The sequence below is a fragment of the Streptomyces sp. NPDC002676 genome, from assembly GCF_053592455.1.
The window spans coordinates 123,230-136,672 of record NZ_JBSFVT010000014.1 but is presented as its reverse complement, the minus strand read 5'-3'; the positions used below and the strand labels follow the sequence as shown (position 1 = coordinate 136,672).

The window sequence follows — 13,443 nt, the reverse complement described above, 5'->3', positions numbered from 1 at the left end:
CACCTGAGCCGCCATTCTCACCCGAATCGGTGAGGAGTGGTGATTTCCGTGGTTCCCATCTGACCAAATCGGCCGTGAGGAAGCGTCAGACCTCGGAGCCAACTCCGTGTACGCCTGCGGTATGACACGAAAGGGCGGCAGCTCCACCCGACCCGTAGGGGTCGTCCCGAAGCCGGGCTCAGCCGGCCCGGAACACCACCGCGTCGCACAGTTCCGTCAGCGCCGCCTTGGCGTCGCACTCGGGCAGCGGGGCCAGCGCGGCGCGCGCCTCCTCGGCGTAGCGGACGGCGTCCCGGCGGGCCTGCTCCAGCGCGGGGTGTGCGCGCAGCGCGGCGAGCACCTCGGCGTGCCGGGCGTCGTCGCTGAGGTCGGAGTCCAGCAGCTCGCACAGCGCGAGGTCCTCGGGCAGCCCCAGCTTGGCCGCCCGCTCGCGCAGCCGGAGCACGGGCAGGGTCGGGATGCCTTCGCGCAGGTCGGTGCCGGGGGTCTTGCCGGACTCGTGCGAGTCGGAGGCGATGTCCAGGACGTCGTCCGAGAGCTGGAAGGCGACACCGAGCCGCTCGCCGTACTGGGTGAGGACGTCGACGACCGTCTCGTCGGCGCCGGACATCATGGCGCCGAACCGGCACGAAACCGCCACCAGCGCACCCGTCTTGCCGCTGAGCACGTCCAGGTAGTGGTCGACCGGGTTACGGCCGTCCGAGGGACCCGCGGTCTCCAGGATCTGACCGGTCACCAGCCGTTCGAAGGCGAGGGCCTGCACCCGGACCGCCTCGGGGCCGAGGTCGGCGAGGATCTGGGAGGCGCGGGCGAAGAGGAAGTCGCCGGTGAGGACCGCGACGGAGTTGCCCCAGCGGGTGTTGACGCTGTCCACACCGCGGCGCACGGCGGCCTCGTCCATGACGTCGTCGTGGTAGAGCGTGGCGAGGTGGGTCAGCTCCACGACGACGGCGGACGGCACCACGTTCGGCGCGTACGGGTCACCGAAGCGCGCCGCGAGCATCACGAGCAGCGGCCGGAAACGCTTCCCGCCGGCCCGGACGAGGTGCTGCGCGGCCTCGGTGATGAACGGGACCTCGCTCTTGGTGGCTTCGAGCAAACCTTCCTCGACAGCCGCCAATCCGGCCTGGACATCGGCTTCGAGAGCCTGGTCCCGCACGCTCAGCCCGAACGGCCCGACGACGGTCACGAGGGGTCTCCTGTCTGCTGTGTCTCTGTTGGCGATTACACGGTTTGTCGATAGGTCGCCGCTATCACTTCAAGTCAGCGTATCCGGTCCGCTTTCGATCACCGATAGCGCCCACCGCTCGAGACACTCATGCACATCCGTACGTCCTACCCCCACGACTCCCACCGGCGGACGGTACGAGGGGGTACGCGCACGTATGGCGGACCCCGCCGGACGCGCCGGCCCCCGCGCCGCGTCGGCGAGTCGCGACGGGAGCCGTGGCCGGCCACCGAACCCTCCGAAATCAGCTGTGACGCGGACCACTTTCCCGTCTCCAATGGGTGAAGCAAATCCCCTGAAACCCCCGAATCGCCTGAATCCCCTTAATACCTCATGCCTGATTTGCCATATTTTGCCCATTCGTGAGTTGGGTCACTCACGCCCACCGGAACGCCTCGCCGGGAATAGTCGCCCCCACCCCTTCCCACCCCTTGCCGCAAAGGCGAGTTGAGTGTTGGCAACTGCAAAGGATCAAGTACCACATTCAGAACAGATCAAGGTCAACTGGGTTGATCTACGAATCTGGTACTTGTTCCGGACATGTGCTCTCGCATACGTTCCGGGCCATCAGGCGGACGCCGAATCCTGCCGCCGCCTGAAAGACCCATCGACGAACTCATTTCGTACGGCAGGAGCGGGGGACCCAGGTATGCCGCCGGCCCGGTCGACACATGTCGCACCGGAACGGCTAGGGGTGAAGTCGTGCCGTCTCGACGGCCCGGCCGGGCACTCCCCAGCCCGAACCCGACAGCTCACCTCGCAGGCGCCGGAGAGGACTTCCCCATGTCTGCTGCCGTTCAGCCCCGCCGCACCCGGAACAACCGCCTCCTCCGCGCGCTCGCCGCCGCCGGCACCGGCGTCGCCGTACTCGCGATCCCGCTCATCGGCGCCACGAGCGCATCCGCCGCCGGCGGGACGACGACGACCGCCGCCACCACCCTCGCGGGGTACCCGAACAACCTCGACGGCTGGATCCGCGAGTCGCTCGCGATCATGGCTCAGAAGGGCATCCCGGGCAGCTACAACGGCATCTACCGCAACATCATCCGGGAGTCCTCGGGCAACCCCAACGCCATCAACCTCTGGGACTCCAACGCGGCCAAGGGCATCCCGTCCAAGGGCCTGCTCCAGGTCATCGACCCGACGTTCAACACGTACCACGTGGCCGGAACGTCGTTCAACATCTACGACCCCGTCGCGAACATCACCGCCGCCTGCAACTACGCCGCCGCGCGCTACGGTTCGATCGACAACGTCTTCAGCGCGTACTGACATACCCCCCGGTCAGTCGGTCGGGAACAGTCTTTCGAGGACGACGGCGATGCCGTCGTCCTCGTTCGACTTGGTGAGCTCGTCGGCGACCGCCTTGAGTTCGGGGTGCGCGTTGGCCATGGCGACGCCGCGGCCGGCCCAGGCGAACATCGGGATGTCGTTGGGCATGTCGCCGAAGGCGAGAGCCTGTTCGGCGCCGATCCCCAGCAGGTCGGCGGCGAGCGCGAGCCCGGTCGCCTTGGTCACCCCGCCGGGCTGGAGCTCCACGGTGCCCGGCCCCGACATGGTGACCGTCGCCAGCGAGCCCACGACCGAGCGCGCGAGTGCCGCCAGCGCGTCGTCGGACAGGTCGGGATGGCGCAGCAGCACCTTGCTGATGGGCTCCGCCCACAGATCGTCGCGGCGGCCGACCCGCACCGCGGGCAGGGTCGGATGGGGCATCCGGTACCCGGGCTCGATGAGCGTGAGCCCGTCCACGCCGTCCTGGTCGACGGCCGCGTGGACCTGCCCGACCTCGGCCTCGATCTTGCCGAGCGCGGTCTCGGCCAGCTCCCGGTCGAGCCGCACCGACCGCACCAGGCGGTCGGCTCCGGCGTCGTACACCTGCGCGCCCTGCCCACACACCGCGAGCCCCGTATATCCGAGGTCGTCCAGCAGGGGCCGCACCCTGGGTGCCGGGCGGCCCGTCACCACCAGGTGCCGGGCGCCGGCCCGCGCCACCCGCGCGAGCGCGGCGCGCGACCGGTCGGAGACGGTGTCGTCGCCGCGCAGCAGCGTCCCGTCCAGGTCGGTGGCGATCAGTGAATACGCGGGGGAGGCGGCCATGATCAGAGAATACGGACCTCGCGCCCCACCCGACTCCCCCTGTCACCCTGTGCACTTATGTACTTCCCAGCCCCAAGTGGGGCCATCCGCTTGCCTGATGGCCTCCTTCGTAGGAGTGGAGCGGCCTCAGCCATGGGCCGCCTGCGGACCGGATCCACCCCGTCCGCCCCCAAAGGCAGCCAAGCCGGGGATTGCCACCCCGACAAGACTTTTCCGGGCATCAAGAACTCTTCAGTCATCACCCGCACAACCCTTCGGGCACTGCCCAAGACACCTGCCTCCGCCGTAACGTGTGGCGCGACCACATGGAACGCATCGCCGCGCAAGGCGCCGGATGAGAGTGAGGCAGTACCCCATGCCCCCCTTCGACGTCCCCGAGGGTGACCCCTTCGGTCCGCACAACCTTCCCTATGGCGTCTTCTCGCCCTCCGGCAGCACGGAGCGGAGGGTCGGCGTCCGGCTCGGGGACCACGTCCTCGACGCGGGCGCCGCGGCCACCGCCCTCGGCTCGCCGCACCACGCGCTGCTCGCGAAGCCCACCCTCAACCCGCTGCTGGCCGCCGGCCGCACGGCCTGGTCCGAGGTGCGGCGCGCGCTGACCGCCTGGGTGACGGAGCCCGCGCACCGCGAGACGGTCGAGCCGCTGTTCCACCCGCTGTCCGAGGTCACCCTGCACCTGCCGTTCGAGGTGGCGGACTACGTCGACTTCTACGCCTCGGAGAACCACGCGCGGAACGTCGGCCAGATCTTCCGCCCGGACGCGGCGGACTCCCTCACCCCCAACTGGAAGCACCTGCCGATCGGTTACCACGGCCGCTCCGGCACGGTCGTCGTCTCCGGCACGGATGTCGTACGACCCTCCGGGCAGCGCAAGGCGCCGGCCGACCCCGCCCCCGTCTTCGGCCCGTCGGTCCGGCTGGACATCGAGGCCGAGGTCGGCTTCGTCGTGGGCAAGCCGTCCGAGCTGGGCACGCCGGTCGCGCTGGGCGACTTCAGGGAGCACGTCTTCGGGCTGTGCCTGCTGAACGACTGGTCCGCGCGCGACATCCAGGCCTGGGAGTACGTGCCCCTCGGCCCCTTCCTCGGCAAGTCCTTCGCCACCTCGGTGTCCGCGTGGATCACCCCGCTGGAGGCGCTGGAGCACGCGCGCGTGGCGCCGCCGGAGCGCACGCACCCGCTGCTGCCCTACCTGGACGACACGGCCGAGGGCGGGCAGCCGGACGGCTACGACCTGCGGATCTCCGTGGCGATCAACGGCCATGTGGTCGCCGAGCCGCCGTTCTCCACCATGTACTGGACCGCCGCCCAGCAGCTCGCCCACATGACGGTGAACGGGGCCTCGCTGCGCACCGGCGACTTGTACGGCTCGGGCACGGTCAGCGGCCCGGAGCAGCATCAGCGCGGCTCCCTGCTGGAGCTGACCTGGAACGGCCGCGACGCCCTCGAACTCCCGGACGGCAAGCGCACGTTCCTGGAGGACGGCGACGTGGTCACCATGTCGGCGTGGGCGCCGGGGCCGGACGGGAGCCGGGTGAGCCTGGGCGAGGTCAGCGGGCGGATCGTGTCGGGCTGACCTCCGGGAGCCGAGGGCGCGGCTAAGAGACTGGAGTGACCGGCGGGGTGAGCGTCACCCCGCCGGTCCCCGGACTCGGCACGCGAAGGAGCCGGACTCGAAGGAGGGCGGGCGGATCCCCGTCGGGGACTGCCTCTTGGCGCCCCTCGCCGTCATACTGACGGGACACGCACCACCCCTCTCCCGCACACACTCCGACCCCGACCAGGACGGTGCCCCGGTATGACCGTCTGCCTGCTCCTGCTGAGCGTCGTCGCCCTGACGGCCGCCGTACCGGCGCCGCGTGCCCTGACCCGGGCGAGCTGGCCCGAGCGGGAGCCCGTGGTCGCGCTGTGGGTGTGGCAGTGCCTGGTCGCCACGGTCCTGATGTGCTGCCTGGCCGCGCTGATCCTCGGCGCGGCGGCCGTCTTCCACACCGTCCGCGACCGCGTGTTCGCCCCGGCACCGCCCGCCGTCACCGCTGCGTACGACCTCTCGTCCGCGCCGGTGTGGGCGGTCACCCTCACGGTGCTGCTGGCCTGCGGGGCCGCCTGGACGACGGCGATGCTGGCCCGGGAACTGGCCGAGGCCCGCCGGCGCCTCGGCCAGACCCGCGCGCAACTGCGCGAACGCGCCCCCGAACTCCCGGCCGGGCTACCGGCCGCGCGGGGCCCGATGCTGGTGCTGGAGGACGAGTACCCGGACGCCTGGTGGATGCCCGGCCATCCGCCCCAGCTGGTCGTCACCACCGGGGCGCTGCAGCGCCTGACCGACCACCAGCTGGACGCGGTCCTCACCCACGAGCGGGGTCACGCCCGCGCCCACCACGACTGGCTGCTGCACCTGTCCACGGCGCTCGCCACGGGCTTCCCGCGCGTGCCGCTGTTCGCCCACTTCTGCGACCAGACCCACCGCCTGGTCGAACTCGCCGCCGACGACACCGCGTCCCGCCGCTGCGGCCACCTCACCACGGCCCTCGCGCTGATCGAGCTGAACCAGCACCGGGGCGTCCTCTCCTGCGCCTCCAGCCGCCGTCTGCTGGGCGAGCGCGTGGACCGCCTCCTGGAGCCCCCGCCGCGGCTGCTGCGACGGCAGCGGGCGCTGACGACGACGGTGGCCGCACTGGTGCCGTTGCTGCCGCTGCTGATCACGTTCGCCCCGGGACTGTCGGCGCTGTCCTGAGCCCCCTGGGGGCGGCCGCCCCCAGACCCACCCCACCCCCGCAGGCGCCCGGGTGGCAGCTCGCTATATCCAGTCGTCCGGCTCCGGCTCCTCGCCCCACTCCGGCCAGTCGTCCTCCGGGGACTCACCGGGCGCGGGCACGGGCACGGTGGCGGCGGCCGTGCCGGAGCCGTCCAGGGAGGACAGCACCGCCAGTACCCCCTCCCCGTACGTCGCCAGCTTCTTCTCGCCCACGCCGCTGACCGTGCCCAGCTCCCGCACCGAGGCGGGACGGCGGGTGACGATCTCTCGCAGCGTGGCGTCGTGGAAGATGACGTACGCCGGGACGCCCTGCTCCCGGGCCTGCTCGGCGCGCCAGGCCCGCAGGGCCTCGAAGGCGGGGAGCAGTTCGTCGGGCAGCTCGGCCGCGGCGGCCTTGGCCTTGCCTCCGCCCCGGGCGGAGCCCGCGCCCGAACCCGACCGGGAGGCGGCCGGCTTCTTCGGCTCCTTGCGCAGCGGGACCTCGCGCTCGTTCCGCAGCACCGAACCACTCGTCTCGGTGAGCACCAGCGTGCCGTACTCGCCCTCGACCGCGAGCAGCCCCTGGGCCAGCAGCTGGCGGACGACGCCCCGCCACTCGCCCTCGGAGAGATCCTGGCCGATGCCGAAGACGGACAGCTGGTCGTGGTCGAACTGGATCACCTTGCCGGTGCGCTTGCCGAGCAGGATGTCCACGATCTGCAGGGCGCCGAACTTCTGCCCGCGCTCCCGCTGGAGCCGTACCACCGTCGAGAGCACCTTCTGCGCGGCGACCGTGCCGTCCCAGGTCTCCGGCGGGGTGAGGCAGGTGTCGCAGTTGCCGCAGCCCGCCGGGGCGGGTTCCTGGCCGAAGTAGGCGAGCAGCTGTCCGCGGCGGCACCGGGCCGTCTCGCACAGCGCGAGCATCGAGTCGAGGTGGGCCGCGGCCCGGCGGCGGAAGGCCTCGTCGCCGTCGCCGGACTGGATCAGCTTGCGCTGCTGTATGACGTCGTTCAGGCCGTACGCCATCCACGCATTGGACGGCAGACCGTCGCGGCCCGCGCGGCCGGTCTCCTGGTAGTAGCCCTCGATCGACTTGGGCAGGTCCACGTGGGCGACGAAGCGCACGTCCGGCTTGTCGATGCCCATGCCGAAGGCGATGGTCGCCACCACGACCAGGCCGTCCTCGCGCAGGAACCGGGACTGGTGCGCCGCGCGGGTGCCCGCGTCCAGACCTGCGTGGTACGGCACCGCCTCGATGCCGTTGGCGGTGAGGAACTCCGCCGTCCGCTCCACCGAGTTGCGCGAGAGGCAGTACACGATGCCGGCGTCGCCCGCGTGCTCCTCCCGGAGGAAGGCGAGGAGCTGCTTCCTGGGGTCGGCCTTGGGCACGATCCGGTACTGGATGTTGGGCCGGTCGAAGCTGGCCACGAAGTGGCGGGCCGACGGCAGGTGCAGCCGCTCGGTGATCTCCTGGTGGGTCGCGCGGGTGGCCGTCGCGGTGAGGGCGATCCGCGGGACGTCCGGCCAGCGCTCGCCGAGGAGGGACAGGGCCAGATAGTCGGGGCGGAAGTCGTGGCCCCACTGGGACACGCAGTGCGCCTCGTCGATCGCGAAGACGGAGATCTTGCCGCGGGAGAGCAGGTCGAGCGTGGCGTCCAGCCGCAGCCGCTCCGGGGCCAGATAGAGCAGGTCCAGCTCGCCCGCGAGGAACTCGGCCTCGACCACGCGCCGCTCGTCGAAGTCCTGCGTGGAGTTGATGAAGCCGGCCCGCACACCGAGGGCGCGCAGGGCGTCCACCTGGTCCTGCATGAGCGCGATCAGCGGCGAGACCACCACGCCCGTACCGGGTCTGACCAGGGCCGGGATCTGGTAGCAGAGCGACTTGCCGCCACCGGTCGGCATGAGGACGAGGGCGTCGCCGCCCGCCACCACATGCTCGATGATCGCTTCCTGCTCGCCGCGGAAGGCCTCGTACCCGAACACCCGGTGCAGCGTGGCCAGCGCCTCGCTCCCGGCTGCGCCCGGCACCTCGGTCACGCCCTGCATCTCCCTGATCCCGCCTGTCCCGTCCATCGTCCTGTCCCCCGTCGGTCCCCCGTGTGCCGTCCGTCGACCACTGCATCCACGATAGGGGCCCGGACCGACAGCCTCGGAGTTATCCACAGGCTCGGCCCACTGTCCGAACGGCACGGCGGCCCGGCTCCCCCGAGGGATGCCGGGCCGCCGCCCGCACGGCAGGCGCCGCGTCAGCGCACGAACACTCCCGCCTGGTTCGCCAGGTCCAGGAAGTACTGCGGCGCCACACCGAGCACCAGCGTGACCGCCACGCCGATACCGATCGCCGCCGAAGTCAGCGGCGAGGGCACCGCCACGGTCGGGCCCTCCGGCTTCGGCTCGCTGAAGAACATCAGCACGATCACGCGGATGTAGAAGAACGCGGCGATCGCCGAGGAGATCACACCGATCACCACCAGCGGCGCCGCACCGCCGTCCGCCGCCGCCTTGAACACGGCGAACTTCCCGGCGAAGCCGGAGGTCAGCGGGATGCCGGCGAAGGCCAGCAGGAACACCGCGAACACGGCCGCCACCAGCGGGGAGCGGCGGCCGAGGCCGGCCCACTTCGACAGGTGGGTGGCCTCGCCGCCCGCGTCGCGCACCAGCGTGACCACGGCGAACGCGCCGATCGTCACGAACGAGTACCCCGCCAGGTAGAAGAGGACCGACGACACGCCGTCCTTCGAGGTCGCGATGACACCCGCGAGGATGAATCCGGCATGCGCGATGGACGAGTACGCCAGCAGCCGCTTGATGTCGGTCTGCGTGATCGCGACGATCGCGCCGCCCAGCATGGTGACGATCGCCACCGCCCACATGACCGGCCGCCAGTCCCAGCGCATGCCGGGCAGGACGACGTAGAGCAGGCGGAGCAGCGCGCCGAACGCCGCCACCTTCGTCGCCGAGGCCATGAAGCCGGTCACCGGGGTCGGCGCGCCCTGGTAGACGTCGGGCGTCCACATGTGGAACGGCACCGCGCCCACCTTGAACAGCAGGCCCATCACGATCATCGCGCCGCCGATCAGCAGCAGCGCGTCGTTGCCCATGGTGTTGGCCAGGGCCGGGTCCACGTTGGTGACCGTGCCGTCGACGACCTGCGCGATACGGCCGTACGACACCGAGCCGGCGTAGCCGTACAGCAGCGCGATACCGAACAGCGTGAACGCCGAGGCGAACGCGCCGAGCAGGAAGTACTTGACCGCGGCCTCCTGCGACATCAGCCGCTTGCGGCGGGCCAGCGCGCACAGCAGGTACAGCGGCAGGGAGAAGACCTCCAGGGCCACGAACAGCGTCAGCAGGTCGTTGGCCGAGGGGAACACCAGCATGCCGGCGACCGCGAAGAGCAGCAGCGGGAACACCTCGGTGGTGGTGAAACCGGCCTTGACCGCCGCCTTCTCGCTGTCGCTGCCCGGCACGGAGGCGGCCTGCGCGGTGAAGGAGTCGACCCGGTTGCCGTGCGCCGCCGGGTCCAGGCGCCGCTCGGCGAAGGTGAACAGGCCGACCAGACCGGCCAGCAGGATGGTGCCCTGCAGGAACAGGGCCGGTCCGTCGACGGCGATCGCCCCCATGGCCGCGATGTGCGCCTTCGTGGTGCCGTACCCGTCGGCCGCGAGCGCGAGGACCGCGGCGAACGCGGCGCAGAGCGCGACGACGGACACGAACACCTGCGCGTAGTACCGGGCCTTCCGCGGGACGAACGCCTCGATGAGGACCCCGACCAGCGCGGCGCCGAGGACGATCAAGGTCGGCGACAATTGTCCGTACTCGATTTTCGGCGCGTCGATCTTCGAGATCGGGCCGGCCGCGGCTGCCGCGGTTGTCCACAGGCTGTGGACGGCTACTGTGCTCACTTGGCCGCCTCCACCTCGGGCTTGGGGTCCTTCTTGTGTACGTCGGACATGGTCTGCTTGACCGCCGGGTTGACGATGTCCGTCACGGGCTTCGGGTAGACCCCGAGGAAGATCAGCAGCACGATCAGCGGGGCGACCACCACCAGTTCGCGCACTCTGAGGTCGGGCATCGACGAGACCTCGGGCTTGACCGGGCCCGTCATCGTCCGCTGGTACAGGACGAGGGTGTAGAGCGCGGCCAGGACGATGCCGAAGGTGGCGATGATCCCGATCGCCGGGTAGCGCGTGAACGTGCCGACCAGGACCAGGAACTCGCTCACGAACGGGGCGAGTCCGGGCAGCGACAGGGTGGCGAGGCTGCCGATCAGGAAGGTTCCGGCGAGCACCGGGGCGACCTTCTGCACGCCTCCGTAGTCGGCGATGAGCCGCGAGCCGCGCCGGGAGATCAGGAAGCCGGCGACCAGCATCAGCGCCGCCGTGGAGATTCCGTGGTTGACCATGTAGAGCGTGGCGCCGGACTGGCCCTGGCTGGTCATCGCGAAGATGCCCATGATGATGAAGCCGAAGTGCGAGATCGACGCGTAGGCCACCAGCCGCTTGATGTCCCGCTGGCCGACGGCGAGCAGGGCGCCGTAGACGATGCTGATCAGTGCCAGGACGAGGATGACGGGCGTCGCCCACTTCGACGCCTCCGGGAACAGTTGGAGGCAGAAGCGGAGCATCGCGAACGTGCCCACCTTGTCGACCACCGCGGTGATCAGGACGGCGACCGGGGCGGTGGACTCCTGCATCGCGTTGGGCAGCCAGGTGTGCAGCGGCCACAGCGGCGCCTTCACGGCGAAGGCGAAGAAGAAGCCGAGGAAGAGCCAGCGTTCGGTGCTCGTCGCCATGTGCAGCGAGCCGTTCGCGCGGGCCTGCACGATCTCCTGGAGGCTGAAGCTGTCGGCCACCACGTAGAGGCCGATCACCGCCGCCAGCATGATCAGGCCGCCGACCAGGTTGTAGAGCAGGAACTTCACCGCCGCGTACGTCCGTTGCGTGGACGCAGCCGCCTCGCCGTGCTCGTGGGCACGGTCCCCGAAGCCGCCGATGAGGAAGTACATCGGGATGAGCATGGCTTCGAAGAAGATGTAGAAGACGAAGACGTCGGTGGCCTCGAAGGAGATGAGCACCATCGCCTCGACGGCCAGGATCAGGGCGAAGAAGCCCTGGGTGGGCCGCCACCGCTTGCTCCCGGTCTCCAGCGGGTCGGCGTCGTGCCAGCCCGCGAGGATGATGAACGGGATCAGCACGGCGGTCAGCGCGATCAGCGCCACCGCGATACCGTCCACGCCCAGCTCGTAGCGGACCCCGAAGTCCTTGATCCAGGCGTGGGATTCGGTGAGCTGGTAGCGGGCGCCGTCCGGGTCGAAGCGGACCAGGACGGTGACCGCCAGGGCGAGCGTGGCGAGCGAGACCAGCAGCGCCAGCCACTTGGCCGCGGTGCGCTGCGCGGCCGGCACGGCCGCCGTGGCGACGGCCCCGAGGGCCGGGAGCGCCGCGGTCGCTGTCAGCAGAGGAAAGGACATCGGTATCAGACCGCCCTCATCAGCAGGGTCGCGGCGACCAGGAGGGCCACGCCGCCGAACATCGAGACCGCGTAGGAGCGGGCGAAGCCGTTCTGGACCCGGCGCAGCCGCCCGGACAGGCCGCCGAAGCCGGCCGCCGTGCCGTTGACGACACCGTCGACCAAGGTGTGGTCGAGGTAGACCAGAGAGCGCGTCAGGTGCTCGCCGCCGCGTACCAGGACGACGTGGTTGAAGTCGTCCTGGAGCAGGTCGCGCCGGGCGGCGCGGGTGAGCAGGGAGCCGCGCGGGGCGACCACCGGGACGGGCCGGCGGCCGTACTGCGCCCAGGCGATGCCGACGCCGACGAGCAGGCAGACCATGGTCGCGCCGGTGACGACGCCGGCGCTGATCGGCGAGTCGCCCTCGCTGTGACCGGTGACCGGCTCCAGCCAGTGCACGAAGCGGTCTCCGATGCTGAAGAACGCGCCTCCGAAGACCGAGCCGACGGCCAGCACGATCATCGGGATCGTCATGACCCTGGGCGACTCGTGCGGGTGCGGTTCGTTGCCGTGCTCGTCGGGCTGCCAGCGCTTCTCCCCGAAGAACGTCATCAGCATCACGCGCGTCATGTAGAAGGCGGTGATGGCCGCGCCCAGCAGGGCTGCGCCGCCGAGGATCCAGCCCTCGGTGCCGCCCCTGGCGAAGGCCGCCTCGATGATCTTGTCCTTGGAGAAGAAGCCGGACAGACCGGGGAAACCGATGATGGCGAGGTAGCCGAGGCCGAAGGTGATGAAGGTGACCGGCATGTACTGCCTGAGGCCGCCGTACCTGCGCATGTCGACCTCGTCGTTCATGCCGTGCATGACCGAACCGGCGCCGAGGAACAGCCCGGCCTTGAAGAAGCCGTGCGTCACGAGGTGCATGATCGCGAAGACGTAGCCGATGGGGCCGAGGCCGGCCGCCAGGATCATGTAGCCGATCTGCGACATGGTCGAGCCGGCCAGCGCCTTCTTGATGTCGTCCTTCGCGCAACCGACGATCGCACCGAAGAGGAGCGTGACCGCGCCCACCACGGTGACGGCCAGCCGGGCGTCGGGGGCCGCGTTGAAGATGGCCCCGGAGCGGACGATCAGGTAGACGCCCGCGGTCACCATCGTCGCGGCGTGGATCAGGGCCGAGACCGGGGTCGGGCCCTCCATGGCGTCCCCGAGCCAGGACTGGAGCGGCACCTGGGCCGACTTGCCGCACGCGGCGAGCAGCAGCATCAGGCCGATCGCGGTGAGCTTGCCCTCGGAGGTGTCACCGGTGTGGCTGAGGACCGGGCCGAAGGCGAAGGTGCCGAAGGTGCTGAACATCAGCATGATCGCGATCGACAGACCCATGTCGCCGACGCGGTTGACCAGGAAGGCCTTCTTGGCGGCCGTGGCGGCGCTGGGCTTGTGCTGCCAGAAGCCGATCAGCAGGTACGAGGCGAGGCCGACGCCCTCCCAGCCGACGTACAGCAGCAGGTAGTTGTCGGCGAGGACGAGCAGCAGCATCGCCGCGAGGAACAGGTTCAGGTAGCCGAAGAAGCGGCGGCGCCGCTCGTCGTGCTCCATGTACCCGACCGAGTAGAGGTGGATCAGCGAGCCGACGCCGGTGATCAGCAGAACGAACGTCATCGACAGCTGGTCCAGACGGAAGGTGACGTCCGCCTGGAAGCCGGCCACCGGGACCCAGCTGAACAGGTGCTGCATCAGGGTCCGGTGGTCCGCGTCCTTGCCGAGCAGGTCGGCGAAGAGGATCACGCCGAACACGAAGGACGTGGCCGACAGGAGCGTGCCGATCCACTGGCCGACGGCGTCGAGGCGCCGGCCGCCGACCAGGAGGACGGCCGCTCCGAGCAGGGGCGCCGCGATGAGCAGCGCGATCAGGTTCTCCACGATTCTTCCG

The 13,443-nt window shown here is 70.5% G+C and carries 9 protein-coding genes and 1 riboswitch; of the genes, 3 read left to right on the top strand and 6 right to left on the bottom strand.

Annotated features, from left to right (window positions below; all coding sequences use genetic code 11):
- Positions 1–178: 178 nt before the first annotated feature.
- Positions 179–1,189 (bottom strand): polyprenyl synthetase family protein, encoded by a 1,011-nt coding sequence (locus tag ACWD3E_RS30805; RefSeq protein ID WP_451390842.1) that lies wholly within the window; start codon positions 1,187–1,189, stop codon positions 179–181.
- 637 nt (positions 1,190–1,826) lie between these two features.
- Positions 1,827–2,007: riboswitch (cyclic di-AMP (ydaO/yuaA leader) on the top strand.
- A gap of 4 nt (positions 2,008–2,011) precedes the next feature.
- On the opposite strand from ACWD3E_RS30805, the gene ACWD3E_RS30800 reads away from it, so the two are divergent.
- Positions 2,012–2,500, top strand: a complete 489-nt coding sequence (locus ACWD3E_RS30800; RefSeq protein ID WP_451390841.1) for a transglycosylase SLT domain-containing protein — start codon at positions 2,012–2,014, stop codon at positions 2,498–2,500.
- Positions 2,501–2,512: 12 nt separating this feature from the next.
- On the opposite strand, the gene ACWD3E_RS30795 is transcribed toward ACWD3E_RS30800, so the two are convergent.
- On the bottom strand, positions 2,513–3,325 hold the full coding sequence (locus ACWD3E_RS30795) for an HAD family hydrolase (protein WP_451390840.1): 813 nt from the start codon (positions 3,323–3,325) through the stop codon (positions 2,513–2,515).
- 355 nt (positions 3,326–3,680) lie between these two features.
- On the opposite strand from ACWD3E_RS30795, the gene fahA reads away from it, so the two are divergent.
- Entirely contained in the window at positions 3,681–4,898 is a 1,218-nt protein-coding gene (gene fahA / locus ACWD3E_RS30790) for a fumarylacetoacetase (protein WP_451390839.1), read from the top strand.
- 222 nt (positions 4,899–5,120) lie between these two features.
- Positions 5,121–6,059 (top strand): M56 family metallopeptidase, encoded by a 939-nt coding sequence (locus tag ACWD3E_RS30785; protein ID WP_451352905.1) that lies wholly within the window; start codon positions 5,121–5,123, stop codon positions 6,057–6,059.
- Positions 6,060–6,122: 63 nt separating this feature from the next.
- On the opposite strand, the gene recQ is transcribed toward ACWD3E_RS30785, so the two are convergent.
- From recQ to nuoL, 4 genes are all read right to left on the bottom strand, one after another.
- Positions 6,123–8,132: a DNA helicase RecQ gene (gene recQ, locus ACWD3E_RS30780; protein ID WP_451390838.1), complete on the bottom strand. Its 2,010-nt coding sequence runs from the start codon at positions 8,130–8,132 to the stop codon at positions 6,123–6,125.
- A gap of 173 nt (positions 8,133–8,305) precedes the next feature.
- Entirely contained in the window at positions 8,306–9,964 is a 1,659-nt protein-coding gene (nuoN, locus tag ACWD3E_RS30775; protein WP_451390837.1) for an NADH-quinone oxidoreductase subunit NuoN, read from the bottom strand.
- Positions 9,961–11,532 (bottom strand): NADH-quinone oxidoreductase subunit M, encoded by a 1,572-nt coding sequence (locus ACWD3E_RS30770; RefSeq protein ID WP_451390836.1) that lies wholly within the window; start codon positions 11,530–11,532, stop codon positions 9,961–9,963. Before ACWD3E_RS30770 ends, nuoN begins: the two co-directional genes overlap by 4 nt.
- 5 nt (positions 11,533–11,537) lie before the next feature.
- Positions 11,538–13,433: an NADH-quinone oxidoreductase subunit L gene (nuoL, locus tag ACWD3E_RS30765; protein WP_451390835.1), complete on the bottom strand. Its 1,896-nt coding sequence runs from the start codon at positions 13,431–13,433 to the stop codon at positions 11,538–11,540.
- Between the last annotated feature and the right edge of the window lie 10 nt (positions 13,434–13,443).